The 16,761-nt window shown below is 70.4% G+C and carries 11 protein-coding genes and 1 riboswitch; all 11 genes read left to right on the top strand.

Annotation, left to right across the window (positions count from 1 at the left end):
- The first annotated feature begins 79 nt into the window (after window positions 1-79).
- Complete coding sequence (locus tag ACFYXF_RS26230; protein WP_389352859.1) at window positions 80-2,020, top strand: hypothetical protein; 1,941 nt, start codon at window positions 80-82, stop codon at window positions 2,018-2,020.
- Window positions 2,017-3,339, top strand: coding sequence for a cytochrome P450 (locus tag ACFYXF_RS26225; RefSeq protein ID WP_389352857.1), 1,323 nt, complete (start codon window positions 2,017-2,019; stop codon window positions 3,337-3,339). Before ACFYXF_RS26230 ends, ACFYXF_RS26225 begins: the two co-directional genes overlap by 4 nt.
- 103 nt (window positions 3,340-3,442) lie before the next feature.
- Window positions 3,443-4,357: a transglycosylase family protein gene (locus ACFYXF_RS26220; protein ID WP_389352855.1), complete on the top strand. Its 915-nt coding sequence runs from the start codon at window positions 3,443-3,445 to the stop codon at window positions 4,355-4,357.
- A 195-nt stretch (window positions 4,358-4,552) separates the two neighbouring features.
- Window positions 4,553-4,724: riboswitch (cyclic di-AMP (ydaO/yuaA leader) on the top strand.
- Window positions 4,725-4,727: 3 nt separating this feature from the next.
- Complete coding sequence (locus ACFYXF_RS26215; protein ID WP_389352853.1) at window positions 4,728-5,420, top strand: transglycosylase family protein; 693 nt, start codon at window positions 4,728-4,730, stop codon at window positions 5,418-5,420.
- A gap of 325 nt (window positions 5,421-5,745) precedes the next feature.
- Window positions 5,746-7,032, top strand: coding sequence for a phosphopyruvate hydratase (eno, locus tag ACFYXF_RS26210; RefSeq protein ID WP_389352851.1), 1,287 nt, complete (start codon window positions 5,746-5,748; stop codon window positions 7,030-7,032).
- Between the two features lie 113 nt (window positions 7,033-7,145).
- Window positions 7,146-7,649 carry a septum formation initiator family protein gene (locus ACFYXF_RS26205; protein WP_389352849.1) on the top strand — a complete coding sequence of 168 codons (504 nt, stop codon included), beginning with the start codon at window positions 7,146-7,148 and terminating at the stop codon, window positions 7,647-7,649.
- A 35-nt stretch (window positions 7,650-7,684) separates the two neighbouring features.
- On the top strand, window positions 7,685-8,203 hold the full coding sequence (locus ACFYXF_RS26200) for a DUF501 domain-containing protein (protein WP_389352847.1): 519 nt from the start codon (window positions 7,685-7,687) through the stop codon (window positions 8,201-8,203).
- A gap of 122 nt (window positions 8,204-8,325) precedes the next feature.
- Window positions 8,326-9,267, top strand: coding sequence for an exopolyphosphatase (locus tag ACFYXF_RS26195; protein ID WP_389352846.1), 942 nt, complete (start codon window positions 8,326-8,328; stop codon window positions 9,265-9,267).
- A gap of 211 nt (window positions 9,268-9,478) precedes the next feature.
- Window positions 9,479-13,306 (top strand): helix-turn-helix domain-containing protein, encoded by a 3,828-nt coding sequence (locus ACFYXF_RS26190; protein WP_389352844.1) that lies wholly within the window; start codon window positions 9,479-9,481, stop codon window positions 13,304-13,306.
- A gap of 444 nt (window positions 13,307-13,750) precedes the next feature.
- Window positions 13,751-15,139, top strand: a complete 1,389-nt coding sequence (locus ACFYXF_RS26185) for an NAD(P)/FAD-dependent oxidoreductase (RefSeq protein WP_389352842.1) — start codon at window positions 13,751-13,753, stop codon at window positions 15,137-15,139.
- 310 nt (window positions 15,140-15,449) lie between these two features.
- The gene (locus tag ACFYXF_RS26180; protein ID WP_389352840.1) at window positions 15,450-16,745 is read left to right on the top strand and encodes a class I SAM-dependent methyltransferase; all 1,296 of its coding nucleotides are present in this window, start codon (window positions 15,450-15,452) and stop codon (window positions 16,743-16,745) included.
- Window positions 16,746-16,761 lie beyond the last annotated feature (16 nt).

The raw sequence follows: 16,761 nt of genomic DNA, 5'->3' as shown, positions 1-16,761 counted from the left end.
GGCCTGATCGCTCCGACGGTTTGTCAGTACCGTTGACCCACGGTGGTGTTGAGGCGTGGGGGCATGAGTGGAACGGTCGATGGACGAGCTGGCGGCCGAGGGTGCCAGGACGCTGGTCGATGGGCTCAGGTCGGCGGACTGGGAGCGGGTACGGGACCGGTTCGCGGAGTGGTTCGCGCTGCGTGGGCAGGACGAATGGGTCCATGAACTCCGGGGCCTGAAAGGGCCGTTGGGGCCACATGCGGGGTTCGGGAAGCTGGAGTGGCGCTTTCGGCTGAGCGAGGGCCTCGCCGACGCGTGGGACGTGGACGGCTCCGACGAACTCGCCTCCCTCATCATGGAGTTCGACGCGCCGGCCCGCCCCGAGGAACCGACGCCTCCTCCGGCTCCCGCCGCGCCGGGCGACCACTTCGACTTCCAGGGGATCACCGTCAACGGGCAGTTCGTCGGTGTGCAGCACGTCCAGCAGGCGCCGGGCGCGACTCCCCGGCCCGGGTCGGTGGACTGGCCGTCGGCGGAGGACATGGCGCCGCTGGCGTACGGGGTGCGGCCGACGCGGCGGGGCAAGGGCCTGCCCCAACTGCCGCCGTATGTCGAACGGGACGCCGATCCGGCGGTCAGCTCGGCGGTGGAGACGGCCGCTTCGGAGGGCGGGCTGGTCGTCGTACAGGGGGACGCGTATGTCGGCAAGTCGCGTACGGCACTCGCGGCGATGGCCCAAGTGCTCCCCGGAGTACGGGTGTTCGCACCCGCCCGGCACGAGAACCTGCGCGGGCTGCCCGCCCTGCTGAGAGGTCTGCCGGGTGAACGCTGCGCGCTGTGGCTCGACGACCTCGACGGTCACCTCGGAGCCGACGGCCTGGAGCCGAGGCTGCTGGCGCAGCTGGCGGCACAGGGAGTGCCTGTGATCGCGACGATGAGAGAGGACACGTACGACAAGTTCCGCAGGCTGTCCCGGGGGCGGGTGCTCGACCTGGCGCAGATCGTGGAGCTGCCCCGGGACTGGAGCCACGAGGAGCGGAAGCGGGCGGGGGAGACCGAGGACCCTCGGCTGACGGATGCCGCCCGCCGGTGCGGTGCGGAGGGCGTCGCCGCCTACCTCACGGTCGGTCCGATGCTGTGGGAGGAGTGGCAGCGGGCTCGGCGGGCGGACCGGCATCCGCGTGGGTACGCCCTGGTCCGGGCGGCCGTTGATCTGGCCCGGTGCGGTCTGCGGGGGCCGTTGCCGCAGGATCTGTTGGTGAGGGTCCACGAGGGGTACGAGGCCGTGGCCGACCTGGAACGGGAGTCCGTGGGCGACGCCCTGGCCTGGGCGGCGGAGAAGCGGGACGGCGTGCTGCCGATGCTGAGGAGGAGCGGCGCGAGCATGTGGGAGGCGTCCCCTTATCTGGTGGACACCGCGTCCCGGGACGAGACGTTCCCGGAAGTGGACCGGACGGTGTGGAGCGCCGCCATGGACGCGGCCCTGCAGGACTCGGCGTACGACTTCGACGCGGTCCTGGCGGGAGCGAAGGAGGCGTCCCGGGCGGCTGCCGAGGCGGGGGACAGACAGGCCATGTTCGACATGGGGCTGTTCGCCAAGGGCTCGCTGGACAGCGAGGAGGCCGAGGCCTGGTTCCGGCGGGCCGCGGAGGCCGGAATGCCGGAGGCCGCATGGCAGCTGGGGCTGCTGCTGTTGAGACGGGGAGAGCGCAGGGAGGCGGAGCCGTTCCTGGAGACGGCCGCGGAGGCGGGCGACCGGCGGGCGGCGACCCTGCTCGGGAATCTGCTCGCGGACCGGTCGGAGCAGTGGCTGAAAGGGGGAGTGACAGATCCGGAGCTGCTGAACGCGCTCCTCCGGCTGACCGGTGCCGTCCCCCAGACGTCGGACCGCGACATGACCGGGACGAAGGAGAGGTCCCCCGAGAGGTCCCCCGAGGGAGAGGAATCGCTGCCCGACATACCGGGCAAGGAGTGGCTGCGCACCATCCGCTGGGCCAGCGGTAAGCCCCTCGGCCCTCCCGATACCGTCACCGAGTGACCAACCAGCCCCCCGCCACACCCCCGACCCCCGCCCCCGAACTCTTCACCTGGGAGTTCGCGACGGACCCCTACCCCGCCTACGCCTGGCTCCGTGAGCACGCGCCCGTGCACCGGACCAAGTTGCCCAGCGGGGTCGAGGCCTGGCTGGTCACCCGTTACGGCGATGCCAAGCAGGCCCTCGCCGACCCTCGGCTCTCCAAGAACCCCGCCCATCACGACGAGCCCACGCAGGCCAAGGGCAAGACCGGTATCCCCGGTGAGCGCGGCGCCAACCTCATGACCCATCTGCTCAATATCGATCCGCCGGACCACACCAGGCTCCGTCGGCTCGTTGCCAAGGCGTTCACTCCGCGCCGCGTCGCCGAGTTCGCGCCCCGCGTGCAGGAACTCACCGATCACCTCATCGACCAATTCGTGGCGCGCGGCTCCGCCGATCTCATCCACGAGTTCGCGTTCCCGCTGCCCATCTACGCGATCTGCGACCTGCTGGGCGTGCCCCGTGAGGACCAGGACGACTTCCGGGACTGGGCCGGGATGATGATCCGGCACGGGGGCGGGCCCCGGGGCGGGGTCGCCCGGTCGGTCAAGAAGATGCGGGGTTACCTCGCCGAGCTGATCCACCGCAAGCGCGAGGCGCTGACCGACGTACCCGAACCCGGTGAGGACCTCATCTCCGGGCTCATCCGCGCCTCCGACGAGGGCGAGCACCTCACCGAGAACGAGGCCGCCGCCATGGCTTTTATCCTACTTTTCGCCGGGTTTGAGACGACCGTGAATCTCATCGGCAACGGCACGCACACCCTCCTCGCCCACCCCGAGCAGCGCGCCCGCCTCCAGGCCTCCCTCGCCGTCGACGAGAACGGCCACCAGGACTTCTCCCTCCTCGAAACCGGCATCGAGGAACTCCTCCGCTACGACGGCCCCGTCGAACTGGCCACCTGGCGCTTCGCCACGCAGCCGCTCAGCATCGGCGGGCAGGACATCGCGGCCGGCGATCCCGTCCTCGTCGTACTCGCCGCCGCCGACCGGGACCCGGCGCGGTTCGCCGACCCCGACGTCCTCGATCTCGGCCGCCGGGACAACCAGCACCTCGGATACGGCCACGGCATCCACTACTGCCTCGGCGCCCCGCTCGCCCGCCTGGAGGGGCGCAGTGCGCTGGCCACTCTCCTCACCCGTCTCCCCGACCTCCAACTCGCCATGGACCCGAGCGAGTTGCGATGGCGGGGCGGGCTCATCATGCGCGGACTGCGCACCCTGCCCGTCGAGTTCACGCCGGTTCGCGAATCGGGGCATACCAGGCCAGTGGTGCCGTAGAAGATCACAGGAAGGTGACATCCCCTCAACAATGTGATCTTCACGTGATCTACGCGGCATTAACTTGTGACAAGTGATCGTCTGTCGATACGTTCGAGCACTAGTGCGACGACCTGGCGGCATCCGCTTCGGCACCCGCTTCGGCATCCGTCGCGCCGACCCCTGCTGTCTCGCGAAAGGCAACCGGATGCTCTCCGGGAACGGACGTCACCGTCGCCCCCGTCAGGCCCCGGCTCTGCTTGTCGCGGCCGGTGTGACCGGCTCCGCCCTCGCCATCCCGCTGCTCGCCGCGACCGGCGCGAGCGCGGCGAGCGGCACCACGTGGGACAGGGTCGCGGAGTGCGAGAGCGGCGGCTCCTGGAGTGCCAACACCGGCAACGGGTTCTACGGCGGACTCCAGCTGACCCAGGCGGACTGGGAGGCGCACGGCGGTCTCACGTACGCCCCGAGCGCCGACCAGGCCAGCCGTTCGCAGCAGATCGCCGTCGCCGAGAGCGTGCTCGCCGACCGGGGTGCCGGGGTCTGGGAGGCCTGCGCGCTGCTGTCCGGGCTCGGCAAGGACACCAGTGCGGCCAACGTCGACACGGGCGTGGCGGAGGAGGAGGGCGGCGCGTCCTCGTCGTCCGCGACGCCGAAGTCGACTTCGACGTCAGCTGCGCCTACGCCGACTCCTACGCCCACCCCCTCGTCCTCGGTCAAGTCCTCCGAGTCCTCGCCCTCCGTCAAGGCGACGACCGACTCGGCCCCCTCGTCATCGAGCCCGGCGGCCCCACAAGAAACCGACAACTCATCCACTGACGTTACAAAGGGTGGGGAACAGGGCAACTCCGGGCAGAGCGTGGAAGGGTCGTACACCGTCCGTCCCGGCGACACCCTGTGCGGGATCGCCGACTCCCTTGGCGTCGAGGGTGGATGGTCCGAGCTGTACGCCGAGAACCGGGACCTCCTCGGTGCCGACCCGAATCACATCCTCCCCGGTCAGACCCTCGAAGTCGGTGCCGAACCGGGGCAAAACTAGCCGGAGTTCGCGTCCCGCCTCCCGTCCCGCTTCGCGCTGAATGTCCGTTATAAATGCAGTGAGAGATAGGTCTCAGAAGCCCTGATCGTCTTTGTATTTCAGGGGATCACCTGTTTACGGTCGTCAACGCCCGCCACAGTGGGCCCCGCCGGTCGCAACGCCGAATCCTGCCAACGGCCGGACGGGAACAGTCGTCGCTTTCAAGCGCCGTAGGCAGGAGCGGGGGACCCAAGGTAAGTGCCGCACCGGGCAGTTGGCCGGAGCGGCTTGGGGTTAAGTCGTACGCCGCCCGAAAGGGGCGTACGGCCGGGCAACTCAACCGGCCCGAACCCGACAGCTCACCTCGCAGGCGTCGGTGAGGGGATCACGCATGCTGTTTACCGGTAAGGGCAAGCACCGTCGCCCGTCCAAGGCCACCCGTGTCGTCGCCATCGCCGGTGTGACCGGTGCCGCCGTCGCCGCTCCGCTCCTGGCGGCCGGCTCGGCCTCCGCCGCCACCTCCGCCGAGTGGGACACGGTCGCCCAGTGCGAGTCCGGCGGCAACTGGTCCATCAACACCGGCAACGGCTACTACGGCGGTCTGCAGTTCTCCGCCTCGACCTGGGCCGCGTACGGCGGCACGGCGTACGCCTCCACCGCCGACCAGGCCTCCAAGTCCCAGCAGATCACCGTCGCCGAGAAGGTCCTCGCGGGCCAGGGCAAGGGTGCCTGGCCGGTCTGCGGCACGGGCCTGTCCAGCGCCTCCTACGACGGAGGCAGCAGCTCGGACAGCGGTACCAGCACCAGCACCGGTACGAGCGAGACCACCACCCGCTCCACCGACGAGCAGTCGGCCTCCCGCTCGCAGGAGCGGCCCGCCGTGAAGAAGACCGTCACCACCCCGACCGGCAAGAAGGTCGAGAAGGGCGACGGCGAGTACAAGGTCGTCAAGGGCGACACCCTGAGCGCGATCGCCGAGGCGCACGACGTCAAGGGCGGCTGGGCGAAGCTCTTCCAGCTGAACAAGGACATCATCGACGACGCCGACTTCATCTACCCGGGCCAGCAGCTGCACCTCAGCTGACCCCGGTCACCTGCCCGCCGGCACATCCCCCAAATAACAGTCGGCGCGAAGGTGAACCACAGCGCCCTCACATCCGTGCCCTCCATAGTGAAGGCCTCGTGAGGGTCACCCCCGTCCCCCACGGGCTCCCCGCTCCGGTGCGTGTTCCCCCGTACGCACCGGGGCGGGGCTTTTTGTTTCCCTGAGGAACAATGTTTACCCTCGGTTCCGTCCATGTTCCGTCCATGGGGTGGGCGGACGGCTGGCCGATCGCCCTCGGACGGTTAGGCTCATCCCGCAGGGCCGCGAAAAAGCCCCGCGTACCCGCGTCACATCCCAGAAGGAGATGCTCGTGCCGTCCATCGACGTCGTCGTAGCCCGGGAAATCCTCGACTCGCGAGGCAACCCCACCGTCGAGGTCGAGGTCGGCCTCGATGACGGCAGCACCGGTCGTGCCGCCGTCCCGTCCGGCGCCTCCACCGGAGCCTTCGAGGCCATCGAGCTGCGCGACGGTGACCCCAACCGCTACCTCGGCAAGGGTGTCGAGAAGGCCGTCCTCGCCGTCATCGAGCAGATCGGCCCGGAGCTCGTCGGCTACGACGCCACCGAGCAGCGGCTGATCGACCAGGCGATGTTCGACCTGGACGCCACCGACAACAAGGGCTCCCTCGGCGCCAACGCCATCCTCGGCGTCTCCCTCGCCGTCGCCCACGCCGCCTCCGAGGCCAGCGACCTCCCCCTCTTCCGCTACCTCGGCGGCCCGAACGCGCACCTGCTGCCCGTTCCGATGATGAACATCCTGAACGGCGGCTCGCACGCCGACTCCAACGTGGACATCCAGGAGTTCATGATCGCCCCGATCGGCGCGGAGTCCTTCTCCGAGGCGCTGCGCTGGGGTGCGGAGATCTACCACACCCTCAAGAAGGTGCTGAAGGCCAAGGGCCTGTCCACCGGTCTCGGCGACGAGGGCGGCTTCGCCCCGAACCTGGAGTCCAACCGCGCCGCGCTCGACCTCATCATCGAGGCCATCAAGCAGGCCGGCTACGTCCCCGGTGAGCAGATCGGTCTCGCGCTCGACGTCGCCGCGTCCGAGTTCTACAAGGACGGCAAGTACGAGTTCGAGGGCAAGTCCCGCTCGGCCGCCGAGATGACCGAGTACTACGAGGAGCTGGTCTCCGCGTACCCGCTCATCTCCATCGAGGACCCGCTGTACGAGGACGACTGGGCCGGCTGGAAGGTCATCACCGACAAGCTGGGCGACAGGGTCCAGATCGTCGGCGACGACCTCTTCGTCACCAACCCGGAGCGCCTCGCCCGTGGCATCGAGGAGGGCTCGGCCAACGCCCTGCTCGTCAAGGTGAACCAGATCGGCTCGCTCACCGAGACCCTGGACGCCGTCGAGCTGGCCCAGCGCAACGGCTTCAAGTGCATGATGTCCCACCGCTCCGGCGAGACCGAGGACGTCACCATCGCCGACCTCGCCGTCGCCGTGAACTGCGGCCAGATCAAGACCGGCGCCCCGGCCCGCTCGGACCGCGTCGCCAAGTACAACCAGCTGCTGCGCATCGAGGAGATCCTCGACGACGCCGCGGTGTACGCCGGCCGCAGCGCCTTCCCCCGCTTCAAGGGCTGAGCGCAGCCGCAGGTGTAGCTGTGGTGGCTTAGGCAGCGTCGTACGTACGTCCCCGTACCCGGTCCCGTACCGTGTGCGGGGACGTACGCGCGTGTGAACGGGAGGCGGGGAACATGGCCGTGAAGGACCGGGACCGGTTCTCCACCGCGACCAGGATCAAGCTGCTCGGCGAGCAGACGGCGGCCCGCGTCTACCGTTCCCAGACCAAGCGCCAGGCCCGCCGCTCCCGTCTGACCGGCCGGGCGGCCCTGCTCGCCCTGGTCCTGTGCTCGCTGATCGTGGCCCTCGCCTACCCCATAAGGCAGTACGTCTCCCAGCGCGCCGACATCGCCGAACTGGAACGCGAACGCGACCAGGCCAGGCAGCGGGTCGAGCAGCTCCGCGACCAGAAGGCACGCTGGCAGGACGACGCGTACGCGGAACAGCAGATCCGGCAGCGGCTGCACTATGTGATGCCGGGCGAGACCGGGTACGTCGTGATCGACCCGGACGCGGCGAAGCAGTCGCGCGCCGACCTGGGCGCGGCCGACCGGCCCTGGTACGCGAACGTCTGGGACGGCGTGGACAGGGCCGATCAGTCCGGTCGGTCCGCCCGGGCCGGCGCCGTGAATCAGTAGTGAAGTGAACTGACAAGAGAGATACACGTACAGGCATGCATACGCCCCCGCCTCCCACCCCGCGCACCGAGCCCACCGACGCGGACGTCGAGGCCTTCAAGCAGCAGCTGGGCCGCCCGCCGCGCGGGCTGCGCGCGATCGCGCACCGCTGTCCCTGCGGTCAGCCGGACGTCGTGGAGACGGCTCCGCGGCTGCCGGACGGTACGCCCTTCCCGACGACGTACTACCTGACGTGTCCGCGGGCCGCCTCGGCGATCGGCACGCTGGAGGCGAACGGCGTGATGAAGGAGATGACGGAACGTCTGGCGACGGATCCGGAGCTGGCCGCGGCGTACCGGGCCGCGCACGAGGACTACATCGCGCGCCGCGACTCGATCGAGGTCCTGGAGGGCTTCCCGAGCGCGGGTGGCATGCCGGACCGGGTGAAGTGCCTGCACGTGCTCGTGGGCCACTCGCTGGCCGCCGGGCCCGGGGTGAACCCGCTGGGCGACGAGGCGATCGCGATGCTGCCGGAGTGGTGGGCGAAGGGGGCGTGTGTGGTGCCGGGCGAGTGAGTTTCCTTCGCCCCGCCGCCCCTACCCGTCCCATCCCGTTCCTGGGGGCTGCGCCCCCAGACCCCCTGTCGCGCTGAACGCGCTCGTCCTCAAACGCCGGACGGGCTGAAACGGACCTGCCCATGACTCGCGTCGCCGCCATCGACTGCGGTACGAACTCGATCCGCCTCCTCGTCGCCGACGCCGACCCTGTCACCGGGGAACTCGTCGATCTGGACCGGCGGATGACCATCGTCCGCCTCGGCCAGGGCGTCGACCGCACGGGACGGCTCGCCCCCGAGGCGCTGGAGCGGACCTTCGCTGCCTGCCGTGAGTACGCCGCCGTCATCAAGGAGCACGGTGCAGAGCGGGTGCGGTTCGTCGCGACGTCCGCGTCCCGGGACGCGGAGAACCGGGACGAGTTCGTACGGGGGGTGCTGGACATCCTGGGTGTCGAGCCCGAGGTGATCTCGGGCGACCAGGAGTCCGAGTTCTCCTTCACCGGCGCCACCAAGGAACTGACGGGGCGCGACGACCTCGCCAAGCCCTACCTGGTCGTGGACATCGGCGGCGGCTCGACCGAGTTCGTGGTCGGCGACGACCACGTGCGCGGAGCGCGGTCCGTGGACATCGGGTGCGTACGGATGACGGAGCGGCATCTTGTGAGGGAGGGGGCGGTGGTGGATCCGCCCGGGAGCGAGCAGATCGCCGCCATCCGCGCCGACATCGAGGCCGCCCTCGACCTGGCGGAGCAGAGCGTCCCGCTGGGCGAGGCGCGCACGCTGGTCGGGCTGGCCGGGTCCGTCACCACGGTGTCGGCGATCGCGCAGAACCTCCCCGCGTACGACTCCGAGGCCATCCACCACTCCCGGGTCTCCTACGACCGCGTCCGCGAGATCACCGAGAGCCTCCTCCGGTCCACGCATGCCGAGCGGGCGGCGATTCCGTCCATGCATCCGGGGCGCGTGGACGTGATCGGCGCCGGTGCGCTCGTACTGCTGTCGATCATGGAGCGGATCGGGGCGACGGAGGTCGTGGTGTCGGAGCACGACATTCTTGACGGAATCGCCTGGAGCATCGCCTGATCCGGCGATACGCGCACATCCGTGAATTGATTGGTGAGCCGGATCGGGGCTGCCAATCAACCTTCCGGTGACTGGACTTGAGGGGCGCAGGAGTTGGTGTCCCACGTTCCCAACAGGGGAGGGAGCGTGGGACACCAGGGCGGGGGGCTCCGGTGCGTCGGCCGGTCGAGGGGTTCGGGCGGCGTCGTCTTCGTACGGGAGGGGAAGCCGGATGGGGCGCCCTGAGAGGCCGTTGGATCCGGAGGGTGGGCCGGTCGAGCGGTTCGCCTTCGAGTTGCGGGAGTTGCGGCGGCAGGCCGGTGGGATGACCTACCGGGCCATGGCTGCGGAGGCCGGGTATACGGCGGCGACGCTGTCCGAGGCCGCCGCGGGGGAGCGGCTGCCGTCCTTGGCGGTGGTTCTGGCGTATGTGGCCGCCTGTGGTGGGGACGTCGACGACTGGGAGCGGCGCTGGCAGCGGGCCGCCGAGGATGCTGCTGGGCAGGTGCCCGAGGGGGACGGGAGCGCGGCGCCCTATCGGGGGCTGGCGCGGTTCGAGCCGGGGGACAGTGGGTGCTTCTTCGGGCGGGACCAGTTGGTGGCCGATCTGGCGGAGCTGGTGCTGGACCGTCGGTTCGTGGCCGTCGTGGGTACTTCCGGGAGTGGGAAGTCGTCTTTGCTGCGGGCCGGGTTGATACCGGTGTTGCGGGGTGGGGACTGGGCCGGGGAGCGGCCTGCGGCCATCCGGATCCTCACTCCGGGCGCGCGGCCCGCCCATACGCACGCCCGTGCGCTCGTTCCCGTGGACGGGGGCGGGGACACCTGGGTCGTCGTGGACCAGTTCGAGGAGGTCTTCACCCTCTGCCGGGACCCCGCCGAGCGTGCCCACTTCATCGACATGCTGCTCGCCGCCGTACGGCCGGACAGCCGGCTGCGTGTCGTGATCGCCGTACGCGCCGACTTCTACGGCCGTTGCGGCGAACACCGTGACCTCGCCGCCGCCCTGCGCGGCACCGGACTGCTCGTCGGGCCGATGAGTGTGGAGGAGTTGAGGGAGGCGATCGTCAAGCCCGCCGCGGCCGAGGGGCTGGTCGTCGAGCGGGCCCTGACCGCGCGGATCATCGCGGACGTCGCCGACCAGCCCGGCGGGCTGCCGTTGATGTCCCACGCGCTGATGGAGACCTGGCGGCGGCGCCGTGGCGGGGCGCTGACCGTCAAGGGGTACGAAGCCGTCGGTGGGGTGCACGGTGCCATCGCCCGTACCGCGGAGGAGTGTTACAGCGGGCTCTCCGCGCCCGAAGCCGCGCTCGCCCGTCAGGTGATGCTGCGGCTCATCGCGCCGGGCGAGGGCACCGACGACACCGGTCGGCCCGCCCGCCGTGCCGAACTCGCCGCCGATGCCGCCGCCGTCCTCGACCGGCTGGCCGGCGCCCGGCTGATCACCCTCGACGACGACACCGTCGACCTCGCCCACGAGGCGCTGATCACCGCCTGGCCCCGGCTGAACGGCTGGATCGAGAGCGACCGCGAACTGCTGCGCCGGCACCGGCTGCTCACCGAGGCCGCCACCGCCTGGGAGCAGCTCGACCGCGACGCCGGTGTGCTGTACCGAGGGGCTCGGCTGACCGTGGCCACGGAAGCCTTCACGCCGGTCGCCGAGCCCGATCCGCTCACGCCGCTGGAGCGGGCCTTCCTCACCGCGAGCCTCGACGCCCGCCGGCACGAACAGCGCCAGGCCACCCGTACGAGCCGTCGGCTGCGCGGGCTGACCACGGCGCTGACCGTCCTCGTCGCCCTCGCGACCGTGGCGGGCCTGACCGCCTGGAACCAGAACACCACCAGTACGCGGCAGCATCTTCAGGCCGAGGCCCGCCGTGTCGCCGCGATCGCCGACAGCATCCGCTCCTCGGACCCGAGGACGGCCATGCGGCTCAGCACGGCGGCCTACCGGCTCGCCGATCTGCCCGACAGCCGCTCGGCCCTCCTCGACTCGCTCGCCCAGACCGAGCAGGACCGGTTCGATCCCGGGGAGGGTTCGGCCGCGACCGGCGACAGTGACAGCCAGCGATTCCTCAGCCGTGACGGACGCGTCCTGACCAAGGTCACGGACGACCGTGTCGAACGCTGGGACACCTCCGCACAGCGGCGGACCGGCTCGTTCCCCGGCCCCGGGCACCTGGAGTTCCCCGGCGTCCAGGGCATCAGTCCCGACGGAGACACGCTCCTGATCTGGACGAAGGGCGGGCTGCGGCTGTGGGACGTCGACGCCGGCCGGCTGGTCGGCGGTCGTGTCGGCTCGGCCGACGATTCCTCCGCCGGTACGACCGGTTCGTTCGTCACCGATACGCGGATACTCCTCGCCAGCTCCTACGCCGGACGCTCCGGCGTCCTCTTCCGGCTGTGGGACACCGCGCTCGGCCGCTCGGTGTTCGAACAGCAGTTCAAGGGTGAGTCGACCGCCGACAGTGCCGTCAGCCCCGACGGACGGCTGCTGGCGATCTGTCGGCGCGGCGGATCGCTGCAGGTGTGGGACACGGCCGCACGGCGGAGACTGCCGACCCCATGGGCGACCACGAACCCGGATCTCTGCCCGAAACGATCGGACGAGTACGGTCCGGCGGCCGACGGCCCCCATGAGGGCCGACTGCAGTTCACCCCGGACAGCCGCGCCCTCGCCGCCGTGGGCACCTTCCCGGACGGCTCCGGGGTGCGCGCCTGGGACCTGGCGTCGGGGAAGCCGCGGCGGCGGATCGAGCACACCCTGCCGAAACGCGCCGGTGCGCAGATGACGTTCAGCGCGGACGGCGGGTTCGTCGCGGTGGCGAGCCACGACGAGATCCTGCTGTGGCGTACGGCCGACCCGGAGGTCCCCGTGTTCCGGCACTCGCTCAGCTCCACAGGCTCCTACGATCTGGAGGGGACCTCGGCACTCAGGCTGGACCTGGACCGGCGCAGGATCCGGTACCTGGAGGTGCGCGGCTGGGAGCGCAGGACCGCGGTGGCGTCCCTGGCCCTCGACGAGGCGCTGGACTCCGCCTACCCGGTCGGCCCGGTCCGGGCGGCCACGTACAGCCCGGACGGCCGCGTCCTCGCAGCCGTGCGGCGTCTCGACGGCGCGACCCGCTTCCAGCTCCTGGACGCGGCGACCGCCGAGGTCCTGGCCGATCTCCCCCACTCGCAGATGTTCTGCCTGCCGGATCCCGGCTGCGAGAACCACACCGCGTTCAGCGCCGACAGCGGGACCCTCGCCTACGGTGCCAAACCGCCGGTCGGCCGCTACTCCAAGGTCACCTTCTATGTCTGGGACACCCGTACCCGCCGCCAGGTCGCCTCGCTGTCCCTTCCGGAGGGCGTCGAGGGCATCGGGCTCAGCCCGGACGGGAAGACCTTCCTGGCCTCCAGGATCAAGGCAAGCGGGACGATCGAGGTGTGGGACGTCCGCAGCCGGACCAGGACCCGGGTGCTCCACGGTGTGCGGGACGTCCCCGTCGTCAGGCCCGACGGACGCCTGCTTGCCACGTCGGGCGGCGACTTCGTCGACCTGCCCTCCGGCAAGGTGACCCACCGCAACGCCTCGGACCCGCTGTCGGCCGTCGTCTTCAGCTCCGACGGACGGTATCTCGCCGTGGGCGGCCGGGGCGGGGTCACGATCTGGGACGGCGGTGCCCGACGACGCCTGGCGAACCTGCCCGCGACCCCCGACGGTGACATCGACGGGGACACGGACGACGACGACCAGTTCGTCACGACGGTGGCCTTCTCGCCGGACGCCCGCTATCTCGCCGTGGGCACCGCCGGCGGAACGCTGCAGATCTGGCAGACCGAGGCACCCCACCTCCGGCCCACGGTGTTCCCCGCCCTGGGCGGCCGGGTGCAGTCCGTGGCCTTCGGTCCCGACGGGGGCACCCTGTACGCCGCGAGCACCCACCGCCGCTCCCGCTCCTACGACCTCGACCCCGAGCACGTCGCCACCACCGTGTGCGCACGGGCGGGCGGCGGGCTGTCCCGCGCCGACTGGCGGAGCTATCTCCCCGACGTGCCCTATCGGGACGTGTGCTGAGCCCCTCCCCGGGGGTCCCTCGGGCCCCCGAGTCGGCCTCTCCTGAGCAGGTCGGATAACGTATGAGCGCACTTGTGGGGCTGTTCGCGGCCCCCGGGTGACGCCCCCTCGGGAAAGTTCGTGAAGTTCTTCACAAGGAATTCGGTCCTGTTGGGCGACGAACGTGCTCCGCAGGGCCCTTTCGGGGGCTCACCAGGGGCGGGAGCGTGCTCGGGGGAGCGTTTCGGCGGGGTTTCCGGTGGGTGTGGCGGGAGGCTGGTCCAGTCACTCCGGCGACCCGGAAGGGCAGTTCACGCGGCATTGACATCGGGGCGTACCGCCCGCTGGTTCGTCCCGCGCGACACGGCCTCGGCCATGCGGGCCGCGCAGTGTAGCAGAGGGGGTCCATATGCTTGTGAAGGGGCTCACGAGCGACCCCCCTGGGGCGGGTGGATACTCGATGGCATGAGCACCACGGAGCGTCCCAGGATCCTCGTAGTAGGCGGTGGGTACGTAGGCCTGTACGCAGCTCGGCGCATTCTCAAGAAGATGCGCTACGGCGAGGCGACCGTCACGGTCGTCGACCCCCGGTCGTACATGACCTACCAGCCCTTCCTCCCCGAAACCGCCGCCGGCAGCATTTCGCCGCGCCACGTCGTCGTACCGCTGCGACGTGTGCTGCCCAAGGCGGAAGTCCTCACCGGTCGGGTCACCACCATCGACCAGGACCGCAAGGTCGCCACGATCGCCCCCCTCGTGGGTGAGGCGTACGAGCTGCCTTTCGACTACCTCGTCATCGCCATGGGCGCGGTCTCCCGCACCTTCCCGATCCCCGGCCTCGCCGAACAGGGCATCGGCATGAAGGGCATCGAGGAGGCCATCGGCCTGCGGAACCACGTCCTCGAGCAGCTGGACAAGGCCGAGTCCACGACCGACGAGGAGATCCGCCGCAAGGCGCTCACCTTCGTCTTCATCGGCGGTGGCTTCGCGGGTGCGGAGACCATCGGCGAGGTCGAGGACATGGCGCGCGACGCGGCGAAGTACTACCCCAGCGTGTCCCGCGAGGACATGCGGTTCGTGCTCGTCGACGCCGCCGACAAGATCCTTCCCGAGGTCGGCCCGAAGCTTGGCCAGTACGGCAAGGAGCACCTGGAGAGCCGCGGGGTCGAGATCTATCTTTCGACTTCGATGGACTCGTGTGTGGATGGCCATGTGGTCCTGAAGAACGGCCTTGAGGTCGACTCCAACACCATCGTGTGGACGGCCGGCGTCAAGCCCAACCCGGTGTTGTCCCGGTTCGGCCTGCCGCTGGGGCCGCGCGGTCACGTGGACGCGCAGCCGACCCTCCAGGTCACGGGTACGGACTACATCTGGGCCGCGGGCGACAACGCCCAGGTGCCCGACGTGGCCGCCCGCAAGGCCGGCGTGGAGAACGCCTGGTGCCCGCCGAACGCGCAGCACGCTCTGCGGCAGGCGAAGGTGCTCGGCGACAACGTGGTCTCCGGTATGCGGGGCTTCCCGCAGAAGGAGTACTCGCACTCGAACAAGGGCGCCGTGGCGGGTCTCGGCCTGCACAAGGGCGTCGCGATGATCGTCATGGGCAAGGTGAAGATCAAGCTCAAGGGCCGGCTGGCGTGGTACATGCACCGCGGCTATCACGGTCTGGCGATGCCGACGTGGAACCGGAAGATCCGGGTGTTCGCGGACTGGACGCTGGCGATGTTCCTGAAGCGTGAGGTTGTGGCGCTGGGGGCGTTGGAGACTCCTCGGGAGGAGTTCTACGAGGCTGCGAAGCCGGCGCCGGTCGCTGCCGCGAAGAAGACGGAAGAGAAGACAGAGGCCAAGGCCTCCTGACCTCCGTGCACTGAATTCCCCCTGCCTGAGCCCGAAGGGGCCGCCCGCCATCCGTGGTGCGGGCGGCCCCTTCGGGTTTTTTCCTCGCCCCCGCCGCCCCTACCCGTTCCCATCCCTGGGGGCGGCAGCCCCCAGAAGGATGGGAACGGGTAGGGGCGGCGGGGGTGAAGGAAGCTTGGTGTCGGGTGGCTGCCCCGCTGGGCAGGCACTTTGCCCAGTTGTGATCCCCCCGGGGGACTGCGAGCCGGGCGTGTTGGTGTTTTCGTGGGTGTTGGACATTCCCGGTTGTGCCGTAACGGAGGTGTGCGTCATGCCCGAAGCCGCGTCGCGGCTGCAGAGCTTCGCCGAACAGTTGCTGGGTGCCCCGCTCCCGATGCGCATCCGCGCCTGGGACGGCTCCGAGGCAGGCCCGCCCGGCGCCCCCGCCCTGGTCGTCCGCAACCGCCGCGCCCTGCGCCGGCTGCTGTGGAAGCCGGGCGAACTGGGGCTCGCCCGCGCCTGGGTCGCGGGCGACCTGGACATCGAGGGGGACTTCTACGCCGCCCTCGACCTGCTGTCCGGGCTGGTCTGGGAGCGCGGGGAGGACGCCAGGACCCTCACCGAGGCGCTGCGCGACCCCGAGGTGCGGGCAGCGGCGCGCGGGCTCGTGAAGATGGCCGGGCCTCCTGTACCTCCCGCTCCGCCCCGTGAAGAGGTTCCGCGCCGGCGCCGGCACCTCCACACCAAGCGCACCGACAAGCGCGCCGTCAGCCACCACTACGACGTCGGCAACGACTTCTACGAGATCGTCCTCGGCCCGTCCATGGTGTACTCCTGCGCCTACTGGGACGACCCCGAATCGACTGCCCTCGAAGCCGCGCAGCGCGACAAGCTCGACCTCGTCTGCCGCAAGCTCGCCCTCGCGCCCGGCCTGCGTCTCCTCGACGTCGGCTGCGGCTGGGGCTCCCTCGCCATCCATGCCGCCCGGGAGCACGGCGTACACGTCGTCGGCGTCACCCTCTCGCAGGAGCAGGCCGCGTACGCCCGTAAGCGCGTCGCCGACCAGGGGCTCACGGATCGGGTCGAGATCCGGGTGCAGGACTACCGGGACGTCACCGACGGGCCCTTCGACGCCGTCTCCTCCGTGGGGATGGCCGAGCATGTGGGGAGCGAGCAGTATCTGACGTACGCGCGTGATCTGTATGCCCTGCTGAAGCCCGGCGGGCGGCTGCTCAACCATCAGATCGCCCGGCGGCCTCAGGCGGACGAGGGCGCGTACAGCCTCGACGGGTTCATCGACGCCTATGTCTTCCCGGACGGCGAACTCGAGCCCATCGGCACCACTGTCACCCAGCTCGAACGGGCCGGGTTCGAGGTGCGTGACGTCGAGTCCATCCGGGAGCACTACGCCCTCACCCTGCGGCAGTGGGTGACCAACCTGGAGGGTGACTGGGCGCGCGCCCAGCAGCTCGCCGGCCCGGGGCGGGCCCGCGTCTGGCGGCTGTACATGGCCGCCTCGGCCCTCGCCTTCGAGCACAACCGGATCGGCGTCAACCAGGTCCTCGCCGTACGGACCTCGGAGGAGGGTGACTCCGGGATGCCGCTGCGTGCCCGTACCTGGAACTGACCAGACCAAGTCGGGC

The sequence above is a fragment of the Streptomyces sp. NPDC002680 genome (genome assembly GCF_042889145.1).
Classification (GTDB): Bacteria; Actinomycetota; Actinomycetes; order Streptomycetales; family Streptomycetaceae; genus Streptomyces; species Streptomyces adonidis.
The sequence above is the reverse complement of the archived record's forward strand: the minus strand, read 5'-3'. Positions and strand labels throughout refer to the sequence as shown.